Genomic DNA, 18810 nt, shown 5'->3' with positions numbered 1-18810 from the left:
ATAACCATTTCACAAACTTTTTAGACTGAAATGCTGATTTACCGCGGTTTTATCTGGCCCCTGTCGCACGTATCTGTATTACAGTTTTTCACTCCGTGTATTGTAACAGATACAAAAAAAGAGACCTCATCGGTCCCTTTAGAAAAAATTAATTTTCTTCCGGCGTTGCTAACACCTGACTCAAATGGATAAAACTCGGCGTCCCCACACTGTCGGTGTCGAGAACAAATGAGCCATTCGAGTAGCGATCGCCATCCGGATACTCGCTGGCGGTCAGCTCGACCTGCTGGTCCTTGTCCGTGACGACGGTGATCAGCGTGTTGTCGTCGACCTTGCTCATCGCGACGACGCGGTGCGGGTCACGCTTGAGCTCACGCAGCACGAGCAGGCCGCGGCGGGCCCGGGCGCCGACGCCCATTTCCTTCAGCTTCATCTTCTTGAAGGCGCCGCGCTGCGTCAAGATGCCGACTTCGGTTTGCACCGGATCGTCGGCCAGAATAAAGTTGACGACCCAGTCGCCCGGCTTGAGCGCCATGCTCTTGACCCCAGTCGACCGCGCGCCGATCACGCTGACTTCCGAGAGCTCAAACTGCTGCGCGTAGGCTTGATTGGTCACGGCAAAGACGGTTTGCGTGGAATCAGCCGCGGCGAAGTAGGCGTTGGTGACATAAGCGTCCTTGCCCTTCAGCTTCATGCCCACCATCGGTCGGCTCTTGTAGTTGCGCTGCGGCTGCAGGTCCGCGAGTGCGGTCTGCTTGATGTAGCCGTCGGACGAGCCAAGGACAAAGTTCCCCTTGGCCTCCAGTGAATCGAACCCGAAGGCTGCGATCACGTGCTCGTCCGTACCGATACCGACCGCCTGGGACAAGTGCTCCCCGGCGTCCTTCCAGCGCGAATCTTCCAGTTCGTGGACCGGCCGGTAAATGACGTTGCCGGCACTCGTGAAGATGTAGAGGTGCTGCAAGGTCCCCATTTCTCGCTCAAAAATCGGGAAATCGTTGTCCTTGAGCCCGTTATCTTCGGCCGAAACCGCCTGGTACGAGCGCAGAGAGCTGCGCTTCATGTACCCGTCGCGGGAGACCAGGACCATCACACGCTCGTCGGTCACGGTGACGGCCGTGTCGACTTCCAGGGTTTCAATTTCCGCCTGAATCGTCGACTTGCGGTCCTTGCCGTAGGTTTTGGCAATGCTCGAAAGCTCTTGTTCAATGACCGCGTCGCGCGCCGCCGGGTGATCCAAAATGTCATGGTACTCGGCGATGCTTTTGGCCAGTTGCGCCGCTTCTTCTTCCAGCGCCGTGATGTCGGTGTTGGTCAAGCGATACAGCTGCAGGGACACGATGGCTTCGGCCTGTTCAACCGAAAAGTCGTACTGGGCGACCAGGTTGTTCTTGGCGTCGGCCTTGTTGGCGCTTTGGCGAATCGTGTGAATGACCTGGTCGAGGATCGAGATCATCTTGATCAGGCCTTGCACGATGTGCTGGCGGGCCTCGGCCTTTTTCAGGTCAAATTGGGTGCGCCGCGTGATGACCTCGCGCCGGTGCTTCAGGTAGGCCTCAAGCATCGGCTTCAGGCCCAGCTGCTTGGGCTTGAGGTCCGCGATGGCGACCATGTTGAAATTGTAATTGATCTGCAGGTCGGTGTTTTTGAACAGGTACGTCAAAATGCCTTCCGCGTTAGCGTCTTTTTTCAGCTCGATGACCACAGACAGGCCGAAGCGATCGGACTCGTCACGAATTTCGGCGATGCCGTCAACCTTCTTGGCCAGCCGCAGCTCGTCGATTTTCTTGATCAGCAGGGCCTTGTTGACTTCGTAAGGCAGCTCCGTGATCACGATTTCCTGCTTGCCGCCGCGCATCGTTTCCATGTGGGTGCGGGAGCGCACGACCACCTTGCCGCGGCCGGTTTCGTAAGCCTGCTTAATGCCAGCGAGCCCTTGGATGATGCCACCGGTCGGAAAATCGGGGCCCAAAACGAACTTCATCAGGTCATCCAGGCTGGCGTCCGGATGCTTCATCAGGTACAACAGCGCGTTAATGACCTCGCGCAGGTTGTGCGGCGGAATGTCGGTCGCGTACCCCGCGGAAATCCCCGTCGCACCGTTGACCAGCAGATTAGGAAAAGCGGCCGGCAGCACCGTCGGCTCTTCGGTGGTGTCATCGAAGTTCAGGACCATTTCCACGGTATCCTTGTCGATGTCCTTCAGCAGCTCGCCGGAGATTTTGGACAGCCGGGCTTCGGTATAGCGCATCGCGGCCGGCGGATCGCCGTCCATCGAGCCGTTGTTCCCGTGCATTTCAATCAGCGGCTCTTCCAGCTTCCAATCCTGGGACAAGCGCACCATCGCCTCGTAAATCGACGAGTCGCCATGGGGGTGAAAATTACCCATGACGTTCCCGACGGACTTGGCGGACTTGCGAAAGCCCTTATCAAACGTGTTGCCGTCCTGGTTCATCGCAAACAGGATGCGGCGCTGAACCGGCTTTAAGCCGTCGCGCACATCCGGTAGGGCGCGCTCTTGAATGATGTACTTGGAGTAGCGGCCGAACCGCTCCCCCATGACCTCTTCGAGCGTCATTTCTTGAATGTGATTTGCCATTACTTACCCTTCTTCGAAATCTGCTTTTTGATCTGCTCGACGCCGAATTGCATGTTGCTGTGGTCGGTGGTCTTCGTTTCCATGATCGAGCCTTCCTCGTCCATGTCGAAGTCGACGTTACGCTCGATCCACTCGCGCCGCGGCTCTACGCGGTCGCCCATCAGCGTGGTGACCCGGCGTTCGGCCAGGGCGCCATCATCGACCCGCACCCGGATCAGCGTCCGGGTTTCCGGATTCATGGTGGTTTCCCAAAGCTGGTCAGCGTTCATTTCGCCTAAGCCTTTGAACCGGGTCAAAACGTAGCCTTTGCCCATTTTCTGGGTTTCTTTTTCCAGTTCCTCATCGGTCCAGGCGTAGGCGATCTTGATGTTGGCGCCCTTCCCCTTTTGCAGCCGGTAAAGCGGCGGCAGGGCGATGTAGACCTTGCCAGCGTCCATCAGCGGCCGCATGTAACGGTAGAAAAAGGTGAGCAGCAGCGCTTGAATGTGGGCGCCGTCGGTATCAGCATCGGTCATGATGATGACCTTGTCGTAGTTGGCCTGCTTGACGTCAAACTCCGCCCCGACGCCGGCGCCGATGGTGTAGATCATCGTGTTGATTTCTTCGTTCTTGACGATGTCCTGAAGCTTGGCCTTTTGCGTGTTCAACACCTTGCCTCGCAGCGGCAGGATGGCCTGGAACTTGCGGTCGCGGCCCTGCTTGGCCGAGCCGCCCGCCGAATCCCCTTCGACCAGGTACAGCTCGTTTTTCGCGGCGTTTTTGCTTTGCGCTGGGGTCAGCTTGCCTGACAGCAGGCCTTGGTCCTTCTTCTTGCGCTTGCCGGTGCGGGAGTCATCGCGGGCCTTGCGTGCGGCCTCACGCGCTTCACGAGCACGCAGCGCTTTGCGGACCAGCTCCTGCGCGTCGTCGCCGCCTTCCATGAGCCAGAAGCTCATTTTCTCGTAAATCACCGAGTCGACGGCGGCGCGAGCCTGGGGCGTGCCCAGCTTACCCTTAGTCTGACCCTCAAACTGCAGGATCTCCTCGGGGATGCGCACGGACAGCACCGCGGCCAGGCCTTCGCGAACGTCGGAGCCTTCCAGGTTCTTATCCTTGTCCTTCAGCAGGTTGACCTTGCGCGCAAAATCGTTGAACGCCCGGGTCAGCGCCGAGCGCATGCCGACTTCATGCGTGCCGCCGTCGCCGGTGCGCACGTTATTGACGAAGCTAATCGTGTTTTCGGAGTAGCCGTCGTTGTACTGGCCGGCAAAGTCCACGATGATGCCGTCCTTGTCGCCTTCAAAATTGAAGACGGGGCTGACGGTGTCGCGGTCCTCGTTCAGGTACTTAACGAAGCTGACCAGGCCGTCGGGATAATGGTACGTTTCGGCGCGGCCGGTGCGCTCATCGGTCAGGGTGAAGACAATGTTCTTCATCAAAAAGGCCGATTCGCGCAGGCGCTCGGACAGCGTGTCGAAGTTGTAGGTCGTCGTTTGAAAAATCGTCGGGTCCGGCTTGAACGTGATGGTCGTTCCGTTGGGCTCGTTGACCTTGCCCAATTTCTGCAGGCCGCCATCGGGATGGCCGCCGTTGATGAAATGCTCCTCAAAGCCTTGCTTGTCGCGCACGACCCGCACGGTCAGCGACTCGCTCAGCGCATTGACGACGGAAGAGCCGACCCCGTGCAGGCCGCCAGATGTCTTGTAAGAGTTCTGGTCGAACTTCCCGCCGGCGTGCAGCACCGTCAAAATGACTTCGATGGTCGGCTTGCCAGACGCGTGCATCCCCGTCGGCATGCCGCGGCCATGGTCCTTGACGGTGATCGAGTTATCCTCGTGAATCGTCGTGGCGATGGTGTCCCCGTACCCAGCGAGGGCCTCATCGACTGAGTTGTCGACGATTTCGTAAACCAGATGGTGCAGCCCACGGGCATCAGTTGAGCCAATATACATCCCCGGCCGCTTCCGCACGGCTTCCAGGCCATGCAGCACCTGGATCGATGAATCGGTGTATGCTTCTCTTGCTTTTGCCATTAAATGCTCCTCTTTTCGTGCAACTTCAATTACAATACACCAGACGCGGCCTCATATGAAAGCTATTTTTCCAAGGTGCTAAGCCGCGCGGCCTAAGCAAGCCGGCTAGCCTGCCTGGCGCAACGCCGCGGCCGGGCCCTGCTTTTCGGCCAGTGATTGATTTCGCGAAAACTCGCTGCTGATCTGCAAGCAGCGAATACTTGTTCGGATAACCTATTTTACGCAAGATTCGCCTTGGCGTCAAAAAATGGTAAACTGAAAACACTGATATTGCATCATCAAAGGTGGTTTCCATGCCAGATTTTCTCACCAAACCGACCCTCACTCAGGGGCCGGTGACACTGCGGGCGTTTCGCGCCGCAGACATTCCGCGAATGCTTGACATCTTGGCGCTGCCGCAGGTAAACCTGTACACCGGTGCGCTGACCAAAACCCCGAGTGCAGCGGACCGCTTTCCGGCGGATCAAAAGGAAACGGCCAAGATTATTAACTGGTACCAAACGCGTAATCAGCAACCGGACCGACTGGACCTGGCGATCGAAGCCAGTGGGCAACTGGTCGGCGAGGTCGTCTTGAACGAGTATGACGCCGCGCACAACACCTGCAACCTGCGCGTCCTCATCGCCGACGATGCGACAAGCCACGGCATCGGCACCATCGCGCTGAAGCTGATGGCGGCTCACGCCTTCACCTACCTGCACTTGGCCGCGCTCACCCTCGACGTGTTCGACTTCAACCCGCGGGCCCAGCACGTCTACCGCAAAGTTGGCTTCAGGCAAACGGGGGCCATCGGAAACGACCTCACGCTCGACGGCCGGCCGCACACGACCTTCACCATGCGGTTGACGGCTAAATCATTTGCTAAGAAAGGACCTCAGTCATGATTCTCGCCTTATGCTTCATCCTGGCCTACCTGATTGGCTCCATCCCCAGCGGGGTGTGGGTCGGCCGCGCCTTTTTCCACCAGGACATCCGCACCGCTGGCTCCCACAACATCGGGACAACGAACGCTTACCGCGTCCTCGGGCCGGTCGGCGGCACCATCGTCCTGGTGATGGACATTCTCAAAGGCACGCTGGGCGCCAGCCTGCCGATGTTGTTCGGTCTGCACCCCCACTGGCTGGTACTGCTGGTCGGGCTGGCCGCCGTGTTCGGCCACACCTGCTCGATTTTCATCGGCTTTAAGGGTGGCAAGGCGGTCGCCACGTCTGCCGGCATCGCGCTGGCCTACAACCCGCCGTTTTTTCTGTTCTGCTGCGCGGTGTTCATCAGCTTGGTGCTGCTGTCCAGCATGGTGTCGGTGGCCTCAACGCTGGGGATGTTCCTGATCACCATTGCGACGCTGTTTATGCATGACTGGATCCTGACGGCGGTGGCCGCGCTGATCTGGGTGCTGATCATGATCCGCCACCGCGCCAACTTTGCCCGCATCAAAAACGGCACTGAAAACATGGTGCCGTTCGGGCTCGGCCAGTACCTGCGCAAGCGCAAGGCTGAAACCAAAGCCAAATAGAACGCAAAACGCCAAGGCCTGATCGCCTTGGCGTTATTTTGTCTGACCGTTAAAGAGAATCTGGGATACGCAAACGCCCCACGATTCGCTGCACGCGTGGCGCCTCTTTGTGTCTTCAACACCGATCTCGCACTGAATTACCTGCTTTGCTGGAGCAGGGCTTCACCGATTTTGTAGTTGCGTGCATGTTCGGTTTCGGGCACGAGCATGCCGCCGGTGGCCCAGACAATGTGAGTCGCGTTTGGCATGTTGAAGTGCTTGCTGAGGTACTGCTGGCTGGCCGCCAGCGCGGCAAAGCCGGCGGTGGCAGAAGGCTCCAGCTTGATGTCTTCGGTATCCATCATCTCCGCGGTGTACGCCATCACCTGATCATCGTCAAACGTCGCGATGCCCATGAGGAGTGTCTTCATCACGCGGCCGGCAAGCCGCGAGGGTCGGCCAACTGCGAGCCCGTCAGCTTCAGTCAGCCCGTCAAGGCCGATGTCGTAGACGGAGATGCCTTCGTTCAGACCGGTCGCCATGCCCAGCACCACCGATGGCACGTGGGTCGGCTCGGCAAAAATTGCGTGAACGTTCTGGCCCAAGATTTGCTTGAGGCCAAAGGTCGTGCCGCTCGGAGAGCCGCCGACCCCGGCTGGCAGGTAAACAAACAGCGGGTGATTATCATCCACCAAGATGTGTTGATCCCGCAGCTGCTTTTGCAGGCGAATGGCCGCCACCCCGTAACCCAAGAACAGGTCCTTGCTGCCTTCATCATCGATGAAGAAAACAGAAGGATCCTTGGCCGCAAGCGCGCGGCCGGTGGTGATGGCGGTCGTGAAATTGCCATCGTATTCGACCACGTTGACGCCAACCGACCGCAGCGTGTCCTTCTTCCATTGCTTGGCGTCGCTGGACATGTGCACAGTGGTGTTGAAGCCAAGCTTTGCGGCCACGATGCCGATGGACAGGCCCAAGTTTCCAGTTGAACCAACGGCGATCCCGTAGTGGCTGAACAAGTCCTTGAATTCAGGCGCGTTCAGCTTGGCATAATTGTCGCCGTAAACCAGCATCTTGTGGTCGATGGCCACTTCTTCGGCAATCTTGAGCACCTCGTAAATGCCGCCGCGCGACTTGATGGAGCCGCTAATGGGCAGCTCGTTGTCAGCCTTCAGATACAAGTCGCCGGGCAAAGCGTAGCCTTCACGCTTGGTCACGTCGGCTTGCATCGCCTCCAACCGGCGCAATGGGGATTCAAGGATGCCGCCGGTTTTGGCCGTTTCCGGAAAGGCCACTGCCATGTATGGGGCAAACCGGTCCAAACGCGCCGAGGCGTCGAATAAATCGGCGCGGGTCAGGCCCAAGTCGGCGGCCTTGCCGTAATCCGGATTGATCCACAGGGTTCTCTTTTCCGCGGCTAAATCCTTAACCACCGGGTACTTTGTCTCTAATGCTGCAACATCCATGCGCTTTCCTCCGTATCGGTTTCCCCCACCACGACCGCTGATCGGTACCAGAACCAGTCAGCTGGCCGAAAAAAAACAAGCGATGGTCGCGACTGCGCGACCACCACTTGTCTGGCGGGGAACTCTATTATTGTGTATTTGGCGTCTCTCTAAATTGATCTTCGTTTATGATAAATCAAATCATGCGTCGAGACCACAGTTTTTAGAAAATCTCGATCAGGTAGCTGTGATCAAAGGTCGTGATTGGATCCAGCTTGTTGATGCCGAGCTTCTTGGTGAAGTCGCCAGTTGCGTCAATCGTGTCGGCAATCCCCCACCATGGCTCCAGGCAGACAAAGTTGCCAGTCTTCGGGTACGGGCTCCAGACGCCCAGGTACGGCGCGTCGGCGACCGTCAGGATCACGCCATGGCGCGTCTTATCCGACCGCAGCGAAAATGCCGAGCGGCCGTTCAGTTCGTAGATCACCGCATCATTTTTGAAGAAGTCGTGGCTCAACTGCAGGTTCGCGTCGGTCGAGGCCAGTGTGCGGTGGGCATAATCGATGCCCTCGCCGGCCACCAGCGGGATTCGCACGCGCGACTTCAGCGGCTGAAAGCCCAGGTAGTAGTCCTCGAACTTGGTGTCGTCGGTCAGCGGGATCTGGAAGCCAGGGTGCCCGCCAATGCTGAAGTACAGCGGCGCGGTCTCGTCCGGGTTTTCCACGTGGTACGTCACGGTCAGGCCGTTATTTTCCAGCAGAAAAGTCAGCTTGAGGACAAACTTGAACGGGTACATTTTGTGCGTTTCCGCGTCGTCGGTCAGCGTGAAGACCGCCGCGGTCTTGGACTGCTGCTCGACTGAGAAGTCACGGTCGCGGGCAAAGCCGTGCTGGGTCATGTGGTACGTCTGACCGTTGTATTGGTACTCATCGTTCTTCAGCGCGCCGACAATGGGAAACAGCACCGGGGCGTGCCGCTTCCAGATGCTGGGGTCGGCCTGCCAGATGTATTCCCGGTCGGTGTGGTTGTTGATGATGCTGGTCACTTCGGCGCCGTGCGGGTCGATCGTGACGGTTAGAAAATCATTGGTCAGCGTTACCATTTAACTCAGTCCTTTGATAAATATTTATCAGCCATAAAAGTCAACGTGTCTTATTTAACCATGAGAACGCTTCACTTTCAAGCTGGAAGTGCCGCGTAAAAAAATGACGCGCCGCCTGGCCCGTCATTTTTTGGTCGCCGGTTACAGAATGTACCGCGTCATGTTCTTATCGGCCGCAATGTCGCCGATCTTATCGTTGACGTACTTTTCGGTAATCGTGATGTCGCCCATTTGCATGTCCGGCCCTTCGTACAGGATGTCCTCGAGCAGCTTTTCGAGGATCGTCGCCAGGCGCCGCGCGCCGATGTTGTCGGTGTCGCGGTTAACGTCAATGGCAATCTCCGCGATGCGCTCGATGGCCTCCTTGGTGAAGGTGACCTTGACGCCGTCGGTTTTGATCAGCGCCATGTACTGCTTGACCAGCGCGTTGTCCGGCTCGGTCAGGATGCGGACAAAGTCTTCCTTCGTCAGGTCCTTGAGCTCGACGCGAATCGGGAAGCGGCCTTGCAGCTCGGCAATCAAGTCGGACGGCTTGGCGGTGGCGAACGCGCCGGAGCCAATGAACAGCACGTGCTCGGTGTTCAGCGGGCCGTACTTGGTGTTGACCACGGAGCCTTCAACAATCGGCAAAATGTCGCGCTGCACGCCTTCGCGGGAAACTTCCCCGGAGGTGTTCTTGTTGCCCGCGGCGATTTTGTCGATTTCGTCAATGAAAATGATTCCGTTGTCCTGGGCCGACTTGATCGCGTTGTGGTAAATGTCGGCATGGTTGACCAGCTTGGCCGATTCCTCGCGGATGAAGACCTCGCGCGCCTCGCGCACAGTCATGGTGCGCTGGACTTTGCGCTTGGGCATCATCTGGCCCATCATGTCGGACAGGTCGATGCCCATCGCGCCCATGGCGTCATTGCCGCCTGCCGGCTTTTTCTCGTCCTCGACCGAAACCGTGAGCTCCTTGTCCTCAAGCAGGCCTTTTTCCAGCTGGTCGGCAACACTCAAGCGCTGATTACGGATCTCGTCGTTGAGCTCGCCGTCTTCTTCCTTGGGCTGCTGCGGCATGCCTTCGCCGTTTTGCATGCTTTGCATCATGGTCATCAGCTCGGCCATCGGGTTTTGGTTCTTCTTTTCCTTCTTGATAGCCGGCACCAGCAGGCGCACCAGGCGCTTGTTGGCCTCGCGGGTCGCACGGCCGCGGACATCCCCGTAGGCCTTATCCTCTTCCATCTTGACGGCGGTGTCCGCCAGGTCGCGGACCATGGACTCCACGTCGCGGCCGACATAGCCGACCTCGGTGAACTTGGTCGCTTCGACCTTCACGAACGGGGCGTTGACGACCTTGGCCAGCCGGCGGGCAATTTCAGTTTTGCCGACCCCGGTGGGCCCGATCATCAGCAGGTTCTTCGGGGTGATGTCCTGCTGCATTTTCTCCGGCAGCTGCATGCGCCGGTAGCGGTTGTACAGCGCAACGGCGACGGCGCGCTTGGCCTCGTCCTGGCCGATGACGTACTTGTCCAGCGCCGCGACAATCTCTTTTGGTGTTTTAACTGACATAAGCGGCCTCCTTAAAAGCTTTCGACCTTAATGTTCTGGTTGGTGAAAATGTCGATGTTCGAAGCAATCTCAATGGCCTCCTTGGCGATGTCCTCGGCACTCATGTCGGTGTGCCGGATCATCGCCATCGCCGCTGCCTGGGCGTAATTGCCGCCCGAACCGATGGCGATCACATCCGCGTCTGGTTCGATAACCTCGCCCTGACCGGAAATCAGCAGCAGGTCGTCCTTGTCCAGCGCGATCAGCTCGGCCTGCAGCTTTTGCAGCGTCGGGTCCTTACGCCAGTCCTGCGCCAGCGCCACGGCGGAGCGCCGCAGGTTGCCGGCGTGGCTTTCCAGCTTCTTTTCCAGCCAGTCTTCCAGCGTGATGGCGTCGGCCACGCCGCCGGCAAAACCGATGACGACCTGGTCATTGTAGATGCGGCGGATCTTCTGGGCGTTGCCCTTCATGATCACTTTCTCGCCCAGGGTGACTTGGCCATCCCCGGCGATCGCGGTGTGCCCATTTTTTCTAACGGCTGCAATTGTTGTCATTGTTTAGTCTCCTATCTCAGTCAAATGACGTTCTGTCATAATGGTACTTAGTTTACCGGTCTGCCTACCGCGAAACATCAGCCCTTCGACCGATTTTAGCACTGTCTAGGTGAGAGTGCTTAATTGTGCCGCGGGTAAAACTTCATGTAATCCTGCTTCAGGTGGTCAGTGGTCATGTGGGTGTAGATCTGCGTCGTCGACAGGCTCGCGTGGCCCAGCAGCTCCTGCACTGTGCGCAGGTCCGCGCCGTGGTTCAGCATGTGGGTGGCAAAACTATGCCGCAGCATGTGGGGATGAATGTCGGCGGTCAGGCTGGTCTGCTTGATCAGCTGGTCGAGGATGTACTCGATGCCCCGCGAGGTGATGGGCTTGCCGCGCTGGTTGACGAACACCACATTGGAGGGGTCAGCTTTTTTCATCAGCTGAACGCGGCCGTTCTTGAGGTAGCGCTGCAGCGCCCGCTTGGCGTAATTGCCAAACGGCACGTAGCGGTCCTTGTTGCCCTTGCCATGGATCAGCATGACTTCCAGGTCAAAATCGATTTGCGGCAGCGTCAGGTTCGCGCACTCGGACACTCGAATGCCGGTGCCATACAGTACCTCCAGCAGCGCGTCGTTGCGCTGGTCCAGCGGCTTGTCGCCAGCGGTCGTGGTGAAGAGTTCTTGAATCTCCTGCTCGTAGAAAAAACTCGGCAGGTGGTTGTGCGACTTCTTGGTTTCGACCAGCTCAAACGGGTTGACCGTGGCCTTGCCGACGCGGATCAGGTAGCGGTAGAAGCTGCGCATGCTGCTCATTTTCCGCGCCACTGAACTGCGGGCGAGCTTGCGGTCGGCCAGGTCGGAGAGATAGGTCTCGACGTCCAGCCGGTCGACTTTTTCAAACGTCGAAAAATGCCCGCTGGCCTTCAGGCACTGGGTGAAGTCATCCAGGTCCTCGCGGTAGGCGCGCTGCGTGTCCTCGGTGTAATGGCGCTCCACTTTGAGATATTCCATAAACTCCTCGACTTCGTCCATGCGCTCACCTCCTGTCTTCTAGTTTAACGCAAACAGGACCGCCGCTACCGGCGATCCTGTAAACGGTTAGGCTTGCTGAAGCTGACGCTGCTCAAGCGCTGCCAGCGCCCGGTCCGCGTAAGCCTGATTGCGTTCGAGTTTGTTCTTAATCGGCTGGTCGAGACTTTCCATGATCCCGAAGTTCGCGTTCATCGGCTGGAAGTGGCGTGGGCTGGTGTGCGTGATGTAATGCGCCATTGCGCCCATTTCCGTATCCGTGGAAAAGGTCTCGGTGGCTTCGCCCAACGCGAGGTGCGCGGCGTTAATGCCGGCAATCAGGCCGCTGGCCGCCGACTCCACGTAGCCTTCCACCCCGGTCATCTGGCCGGCAAAAAACAGGCCGGGCCGCTTGGTGCTTTCGTAGGTATCCTTGAGCACGACCGGCGAGTTCATGTAGGTGTTGCGGTGCATGACGCCGTAGCGAACGAACTCGGCGTGCTCCAGCCCTGGAATCATGCGGAAGACGCGCTTTTGCTCGCCCCACTTCAGGTGCGTCTGGAAGCCGACCATGTTGTAGAGGCTGGCGGCCGCGTTGTCCTGGCGCAGCTGCACCACGGCATACGGCGCTTTGCCCGTGCGCGGATCCAGCAGGCCAACCGGCTTGAGCGGGCCGAACAGCAAGGTCCGGCGGCCGCGCTCAGCCATCACTTCGACCGGCATGCAGCCCTCAAAGACGGTGAGATTCTCGAACTCGTGGCCTTCTGCGACCTGCGCATGCAGCAAGGCGTCTTGGAAGGCGTAGTACTCGTCGCGGTTCATCGGGCAGTTGTAGTAGGCGGCTTCGCCGGTGTCGTAGCGGGACTGCTTGAAGGCGATGTCCGTGTCGATGGAGCTGGCGTCGACGATTGGCGCGGCGGCATCGAAAAAGTGCAACCCGTCCTCACCGTTCAGCGCGACGATCTGCTTGGCCAGCCCCTCGGCGGTCAGCGGACCGGTCGCGACGACCGTGATACCCTCGGGAAAATCATCGACCACCTCGTTGACCACGTGGATGTGCGGGTTGGCTTTCAGGGCGGCGGTCACGCCGGCGGAAAACGGTTCGCGGTCCACGGCCAAGGCGCCGCCGGCCGGGACCGCGTTCGCATCAGCGTTTTGCATGATCACCGAGTTCAGGCGCCGCATTTCCTCTTTGAGCAGGCCCACCGCGTTGGTGATCGCGTTGGCACGCAGCGAGTTGGTGCAGACCAGCTCGGCAAACGCGCTAGTATGGTGCGCCGGGGTCATTTCGACCGGACGCATTTCGTACAAGTTCACGTCGACGCCACGTTGGGCGATCTGCCACGCGGCTTCACTGCCGGCCAGGCCGGCGCCGATCACATTCACAGTGGGCATAAGCATCCTCTTTTCTTTTTCTAAAAAACGCCGCAGGGCAGCCCCCGCGGCGTTAATGTGCCAAAGCCTAGCGCCGCGCGCTTAGGCCTTCACAGTTTCTTCTTTGTAATCATTGTTCGGGCAAACCACTTGGACCTTGCCCCGGCTGCGCTTTTCAACCAGGAAGTGACCACACTTCGGGCAGTTGCGGCCGACTGGCTTATCCCAGGACACGAAGTCGCAGTCCGGGTAGCGCGAGCAGCCGTAGAACGTCCGGTTGCGCTTGGACTTGCGCTCGACGACCTGACCCTTGCCGCACTTCGGGCAAATCACGCCGATTTCCTTAGTGATGGCCTTGGTGTTGCGGCAGTTCGGGAAGCGCGAGCAGGCGTAGAACTTGCCATAGCGGCCGAGCTTGATAACCATTGGCGCGCCGCAGACATCGCAGTTAAAGCCGGCTGGTTCATCTTTGATCTGAATCTTCTCAATGCCTTTTTCGGCGGTCGCGACTTCCTGTTTGAACGGCTGGTAGAAGTCGTCAATGACCTTGACCCAGTGCGTCTTGCCGGTTTCGATCGAGTCGAGCTCGGCTTCGACGGTCGCCGTGAACTTGATGTCCACAATGTCCGGGAAAAATTCGACGATCAGATTGTTGACGATCTCGCCCAGCTCGGTGGGTTCAAACCGCTTCGCTGTCATTTTGACGTAGTAGCGCTTCTCGATCGTCGCGATGGTCGGCGCGTACGTCGACGGCCGGCCAACGCCGTTTTCTTCCAGCGCCTTGACCAGGTTGGCTTCGGAATAACGGGCCGGCGGCTGGGTGAAGTGCTGTGCCGGGTCGGTTTTGACCAGCATGGCATCGTCGCCCACCTTGAGGTCCGGCAAAATGTTGTCCTTGGCGGCCTCGTCGCGGCTGGAGACATACAGCTTCGTGAACCCGGCAAACTTGGTTTGGCTCCCGTTGGCGCGGAAGGTGGCCTCGTTTTGCTGCAGGGTGACCTGCACCGTATCCACCACGGACGGCGTCATTTCGCTGGCGACAAACCGGCTCCAAATCAGCCGGTACAGCTTCATCTGGTCCTTGTCTAGAACCTTGGCGAGGCTTTCCGGCGTACGGTAAGTGGACGACGGGCGAATGGCTTCATGGGCGTCCTGGGCGCCTTCCTGCATCTTGCCCTGGCGAATCTTGACGGCGGCGTACGGTTCCCCATATTTTTCATGGATGAACTTGGACGTTTCCGTCTTGGCGACGCTGGAGACCCGGGTCGAATCGGTACGCATGTACGTGATCAGGCCGACTGTGCCCTGCTTGCCGCCGAGGTTGATGCCTTCGTACAGCTGCTGGGCCAGCATCATCGTTTTGCGGGTCGGGAAGCCGAGCTTCCGGTTGGCTTCCTGCTGCATGGAACTGGTGGTGAATGGCGGCGCCGGGAACCGCTTGCGCTCTTTCTTCACCACATTGGTGATGGCAAACGGCTTCTTTTTGTCGATGCCGCGCAGGACGTCCTGCACCTTGTCGTTGTTCGGCAGCGGTGTCTTCTTTCCGTTCAGCCCGTAAAAGCTGGCGGCAAACTTGGCGCTTTTGCCCTTCTTGAACTCGGCGTCCAGGCTCCAGTACTCTTCCGGCTTGAAGTTGCGGATCTCGTTTTCGCGATCGATGATCAGCTTCAAGGCAACGGACTGCACACGGCCGGCACTCAGGCCTTTTTTGACCTTCGACCACAGCAACGGGCTGATGGAATAGCCCACGATGCGGTCGAGAATACGGCGGGCCTGCTGGGCGTCGACGAGGTTCATGTCGATCGACCGCGGGCTCTTGAACGCGTTTTTAACGGTATCCTTGGTGATTTCGTTGAAGACGACCCGGTTTTTGTCCTTCGGGTCGAGGTTCAAGATGTGGCTGACGTGCCACGCAATGGCTTCCCCTTCACGGTCCGGATCGGCTGCGAGGTAGATGTGCTCCGCCTTGCTTGCGGCCTTCTTCAGGTCCTTGATGACGTCGCCTTTACCGCGGATAGAAATGTACTTGGGTGCATAATTATTGTCAAAATCGATCCCCATCTGGCTTTTCGGCAGGTCGCGAATGTGACCCAGACTGGCCACGACCTTGTAATTGCGGCCTAGGTACTTCTCGATGGTTTTTGCTTTCGCTGGCGATTCCACAATGACCAAATTCTTGGCGGTCATGTGCGCCCCCCTTTCGTTGAGCAGTTGCCCAAAATCCTTGGCTATCATATTCGAGCCGGAGCGGCTTTGTCAAATGGAACTGGCAGAGCCCGGGCCGCTGCAACTACGCAAAAGGGCTACTGGTCGCCCACTAGCCCACTGCGAGTTTCTTCTATATATATTGCTCGTTCACGGAAAAAAGTGCAACTCATCCGCAATATCCCGGCCGGTCGTGACCAATTTGGCGCCGGCCTGGATCAGCATGTTGGACCCTTCTCCGATTGGCGCGTCGATGCGGTTCGGCAGCGCAAACACTTCACGATTGTTCTGCAGGGCATAGTTCGCCGTGATCAGGCTGCCACTGTGTGCCGCGGCCTCGGTCACCAGCACGCCATGCGCCAGCCCGGCGATGATGCGGTTACGGGCGACGAAATGGAACTTTTGCGGCCGGGTGCCTGGCGGATACTCGCTAAGCACCAGGCCGTTCTCGGCGATGACCTGCTGCAGCGGGCGGTGCGCCGGCGGGTACGCGACATCCAAACCTGTCGCAATCACGGCCACCGTGGGCCAACCCTTGCTAAGCGCAAAACGGTGCGCCATGCCATCGGCGCCGGCGGCCAGCCCACTGAGAATTACCAGCGGCGGCAGCGTCTCGCCCAACCGGCGCAGTGCCGTTTCGGTGTAGCTGGTCGCCCGACGCGCCCCGACCACCGCCAGCGTCATGTTGTCGATCAGGTCGATCCGACCGCGGTAAAACAGCACCAGCGGCGGCTGGTTGCTTTCCGCTAAGCGCTCCGGGTAAGTCGGGTCAAAGCGCGTGACAAACAGGCCGGTGCGGTAGTACTGCCGCACCGTGGTCAGCCAGGCCGCATCTTGGGCGAACGGCCGCAGCGCTTTTAATGGGGCCGAGTCGCGCAGCGCAGACACTGGCGCTTCGGCCGTCAGCCCGCGGCGCGTGATCTCCTCCCAAAGACGTTGTTCGGTTGGCCAGCTTTTCGTGTACATGGCCCAGTGCCACACCAGCATCAATTCTCGCAGCTTCATTCGCACTCCCGCCTTTCAGGAGTAGATTACGAAAAAAGCCTGCGGAATCCGCAGACTAGCGAGAAGCAGCTTCGCGCACCGGACTGAAGCTCATGCGGTGAATTTCCGTCACGCCGTAGCGGTTCAGCCCTTCCAGGTGCTTTTTGGTGCCGTAGCCCATGTTGTCCTTAAAATCGTAGCCTGGGTAGATGCCGTCGTACATCACCATCAGGCGGTCCCGCACCACCTTGGCAACAATGCTGGCCGCGCCAATGGAAATGCTATTGGCATCCCCGTGGATCAGCTTGCGCTGGGGCACAGCGCTGGGGACATGCATCGCGTCGACCAACAGAAAGTCCGGCGCCACGCGCAGATGTGCTACCGCGTCGCCCATCGCCAGCTCCGTGGCATGGTAAATGTTCTCGCGGTCGATCATGTGGTTGTCGGCGACGCCAATGCTGACGGCCAGCGCCTGGCTGACAATCAGCGGGTACAGGTGCTCGCGCTCGTGACGGGTCAGCTGCTTGGAATCGTTCACTGGCAACTGACAGTCGTGACGCAAGATGACGGCACAGGTGACCACCGGCCCAGCCAGCGGACCACGCCCGACCTCGTCGATCCCCGCAATGTGCGGAAATTTCGGCCACAGCTCATGCTCGTAGCGTGAGCGGTATTGCAGGTCCAGCGCCTCAGCCTCGGCCTCAGATTGACGGCGCTGGTACCAGTCCAGCAGGTTCTGGGCCCCGAGGCGGGGGTCGGCCGCCAGCGTCTCCAGCAGCTCGTTGGTTGGATGCGCAATCAGCTGCTTTTTCAACTCACTCAGCGTGGCCATCGAGATCACCTGGCACTTCCAGTGTGAACGGCCCGAACTTGCCTTGCCGCGCGTCGAAAATCACGCGCTCGGCGGCCCGGTTGTACTCCTCACCGTAGCCCCACTTCTGACTCAGCGCCACCATCAGATCGGCAGGCTTTTGCGCCATATCAGCGTCATTCAGCTCGTACGACTTGCGCAGCGCCTGTGGGTACGCCTGCTGGAAAAAGGTCAGCCCGTACAGGCCAACCGTGTCAGCTTGATAAACCGTGTCGGCAATTGCGCCGGTCAGCGCGAGCTTGTTGCCCACGGACTCGTCTTCAAACTTCGGCCAGAGAATCCCCGGCGTGTCGAGGACCTGGAATGTGTCATCAGCGGTAAGCCACTGTTGGTTCTTGGTCACACCAGGCCGATTGCCGGTGACGGCGATGTTCTTTTTGACCAGCCGGTTCAGCACCGTTGACTTGCCGACATTGGGGATGCCGATGCACATCGCGCGCAGCCCCGGATTGCGGATGCCCCGTGACTTCTGCTTCTCCAGCTTGGCCTTCATCATCTGCCGCGCCAGCTGAGGAATTTGGTTCAGCCGCCTGGCGTGCTGGGCATCGATGGCAATGGCCTCATAGCCTTGCTTCCGATAGTAGGCGAGCCACTCGGCCGTCTTCTGTGAATCCGCCAGGTCCTTCTTGTTCAGGACCATAATGCGCGGCTTTTGCCCGACGATTTGATTCATCATCGGATTCCGGCTGGCCTCCGGGACACGTGCATCAACGACCTCAAGCACGAGATCGACCAGTTTTAATTTTTCTTGGACCTGATTGCGGGCCTTGGCCATGTGGCCGGGGAACCATTGGATTGGTGGCATTAATAAATAACTCCTTCTACTTCAATACGTAGTTTACATATTACTTATCCTTACTAACATGTGGGTAGTAAAGACGATGTTAGCTCTAAAATATTTGTAAGAATAAATGACATATCACATCGACTAATCATAGACTGACCAAATTTCTCAAATACCCTTTTAATTCGCTCGTTCTTTGAATTCTTCCAATGGCCAGACTCGCATAGTCTGGTTGCAAATAGCGATTTGAAAGTCCGCCAACAATTTCCCCTTTCAAACTGCACATCTTCAACAACAAGTCGTAATTTGGACTTTGTAGGGCGGTTTCAACTTCTTTTATGCAACCTTCAACAATAGTCTTAGCCTGAATTTTTTTTGGCAATTCATCAACCATATGAATTAACGAATCGGTCGTCTTATAGAGCTTAGAGTCTATGAATTGGCTACTCAGTTCTGAGTCAACCCGGCTCTTCGCCAATGTATAGATAACCCTTTCTTTTTCCTTGATTAACAATTGGCGGAACTCGGACTTAAAATTGCTAACAATTGAAGGAATATCTCGGTCATTGTGATTCAGTTGAAGAACTGAGCGCATCACTTTCTCATCAACCAATAACATTTCAATTTCGTTATAAGGTAAGACAGAAACTTCGTTAGATGACAATGAATTAATTTGATCTATATTCATGCCATCCCTATCAACAATTCCCACAGCGGAATTATCTACCCAGTTCGGCAAAGCATTAAAGGTTTTTGTATACCCCAGTTTACAATTCAAGTGCAACACCTTAGCGACTAGACCAAAAAGGCCATGAAGACCTATTCTTGTTAGTGCAACCAGACAAGAAAGCAGGAATCTTCATGACCCA

Annotated in this window: 15 protein-coding genes; 2 read left to right on the top strand and 13 right to left on the bottom strand. The window is 57.9% G+C overall.

Annotation, left to right across the window (positions count from 1 at the left end; translation table 11 throughout):
• Positions 1 to 148: 148 nt before the first annotated feature.
• On the bottom strand, positions 149 to 2599 hold the full coding sequence (gene parC / locus JUF21_RS02580; protein WP_203623285.1) for a DNA topoisomerase IV subunit A: 2451 nt from the start codon (positions 2597 to 2599) through the stop codon (positions 149 to 151).
• Positions 2599 to 4611, bottom strand: coding sequence for a DNA topoisomerase IV subunit B (gene parE, locus JUF21_RS02575; RefSeq protein WP_203623284.1), 2013 nt, complete (start codon positions 4609 to 4611; stop codon positions 2599 to 2601). The genes parC and parE overlap by 1 nt, the downstream gene beginning before the upstream one ends.
• Positions 4612 to 4904: 293 nt before the next feature.
• Here parE and JUF21_RS02570 point away from each other — a divergent pair, with 293 nt between their 5' ends.
• Positions 4905 to 5495 carry a GNAT family N-acetyltransferase gene (locus JUF21_RS02570; protein WP_203662963.1) on the top strand — a complete coding sequence of 197 codons (591 nt, stop codon included), beginning with the start codon at positions 4905 to 4907 and terminating at the stop codon, positions 5493 to 5495.
• On the top strand, positions 5492 to 6124 hold the full coding sequence (plsY, locus tag JUF21_RS02565) for a glycerol-3-phosphate 1-O-acyltransferase PlsY (protein ID WP_203623282.1): 633 nt from the start codon (positions 5492 to 5494) through the stop codon (positions 6122 to 6124). The genes JUF21_RS02570 and plsY overlap by 4 nt, the downstream gene beginning before the upstream one ends.
• Before the next feature lie 137 nt (positions 6125 to 6261).
• Here plsY and JUF21_RS02560 read toward each other — a convergent pair whose 3' ends face one another.
• From JUF21_RS02560 to JUF21_RS02510, 11 genes are all read right to left on the bottom strand, one after another.
• Positions 6262 to 7569, bottom strand: a complete 1308-nt coding sequence (locus tag JUF21_RS02560; RefSeq protein ID WP_203662961.1) for a D-serine ammonia-lyase — start codon at positions 7567 to 7569, stop codon at positions 6262 to 6264.
• Positions 7570 to 7771: 202 nt separating this feature from the next.
• Positions 7772 to 8650: an aldose 1-epimerase family protein gene (locus tag JUF21_RS02555; protein ID WP_203623280.1), complete on the bottom strand. Its 879-nt coding sequence runs from the start codon at positions 8648 to 8650 to the stop codon at positions 7772 to 7774.
• Positions 8651 to 8791: 141 nt separating this feature from the next.
• Positions 8792 to 10201: an ATP-dependent protease ATPase subunit HslU gene (gene hslU, locus JUF21_RS02550; RefSeq protein ID WP_203662959.1), complete on the bottom strand. Its 1410-nt coding sequence runs from the start codon at positions 10199 to 10201 to the stop codon at positions 8792 to 8794.
• 11 nt (positions 10202 to 10212) lie between these two features.
• Positions 10213 to 10734, bottom strand: coding sequence for an ATP-dependent protease subunit HslV (hslV, locus tag JUF21_RS02545; RefSeq protein WP_125754462.1), 522 nt, complete (start codon positions 10732 to 10734; stop codon positions 10213 to 10215).
• Between the two features lie 119 nt (positions 10735 to 10853).
• Positions 10854 to 11747 carry a tyrosine recombinase XerC gene (gene xerC, locus JUF21_RS02540; RefSeq protein ID WP_203623278.1) on the bottom strand — a complete coding sequence of 298 codons (894 nt, stop codon included), beginning with the start codon at positions 11745 to 11747 and terminating at the stop codon, positions 10854 to 10856.
• A 66-nt stretch (positions 11748 to 11813) separates the two neighbouring features.
• Entirely contained in the window at positions 11814 to 13118 is a 1305-nt protein-coding gene (gene trmFO, locus JUF21_RS02535; protein WP_203623277.1) for a methylenetetrahydrofolate--tRNA-(uracil(54)-C(5))-methyltransferase (FADH(2)-oxidizing) TrmFO, read from the bottom strand.
• Positions 13119 to 13199: 81 nt separating this feature from the next.
• Positions 13200 to 15284 (bottom strand): type I DNA topoisomerase, encoded by a 2085-nt coding sequence (gene topA, locus JUF21_RS02530; protein WP_203623276.1) that lies wholly within the window; start codon positions 15282 to 15284, stop codon positions 13200 to 13202.
• Between the two features lie 168 nt (positions 15285 to 15452).
• A complete protein-coding gene (gene dprA / locus JUF21_RS02525; RefSeq protein WP_203623275.1) occupies positions 15453 to 16307 on the bottom strand; it encodes a DNA-processing protein DprA in 855 nt (284 codons plus the stop codon).
• Between the two features lie 55 nt (positions 16308 to 16362).
• On the bottom strand, positions 16363 to 17118 hold the full coding sequence (locus JUF21_RS02520; protein ID WP_203623274.1) for a ribonuclease HII: 756 nt from the start codon (positions 17116 to 17118) through the stop codon (positions 16363 to 16365).
• A complete protein-coding gene (ylqF, locus tag JUF21_RS02515) occupies positions 17102 to 17962 on the bottom strand; it encodes a ribosome biogenesis GTPase YlqF (protein ID WP_203662957.1) in 861 nt (286 codons plus the stop codon). Before ylqF ends, JUF21_RS02520 begins: the two co-directional genes overlap by 17 nt.
• Before the next feature lie 127 nt (positions 17963 to 18089).
• Positions 18090 to 18719, bottom strand: a complete 630-nt coding sequence (locus tag JUF21_RS02510) for a hypothetical protein (protein WP_203662955.1) — start codon at positions 18717 to 18719, stop codon at positions 18090 to 18092.
• Positions 18720 to 18810: the final 91 nt, after the last annotated feature.

Source organism: Lacticaseibacillus sp. 53-4, from assembly GCF_016861805.1.
GTDB lineage: Bacteria > Bacillota > Bacilli > Lactobacillales > Lactobacillaceae > Lacticaseibacillus.
The sequence above is the reverse complement of the archived record's forward strand: the minus strand, read 5'-3'. Positions and strand labels throughout refer to the sequence as shown.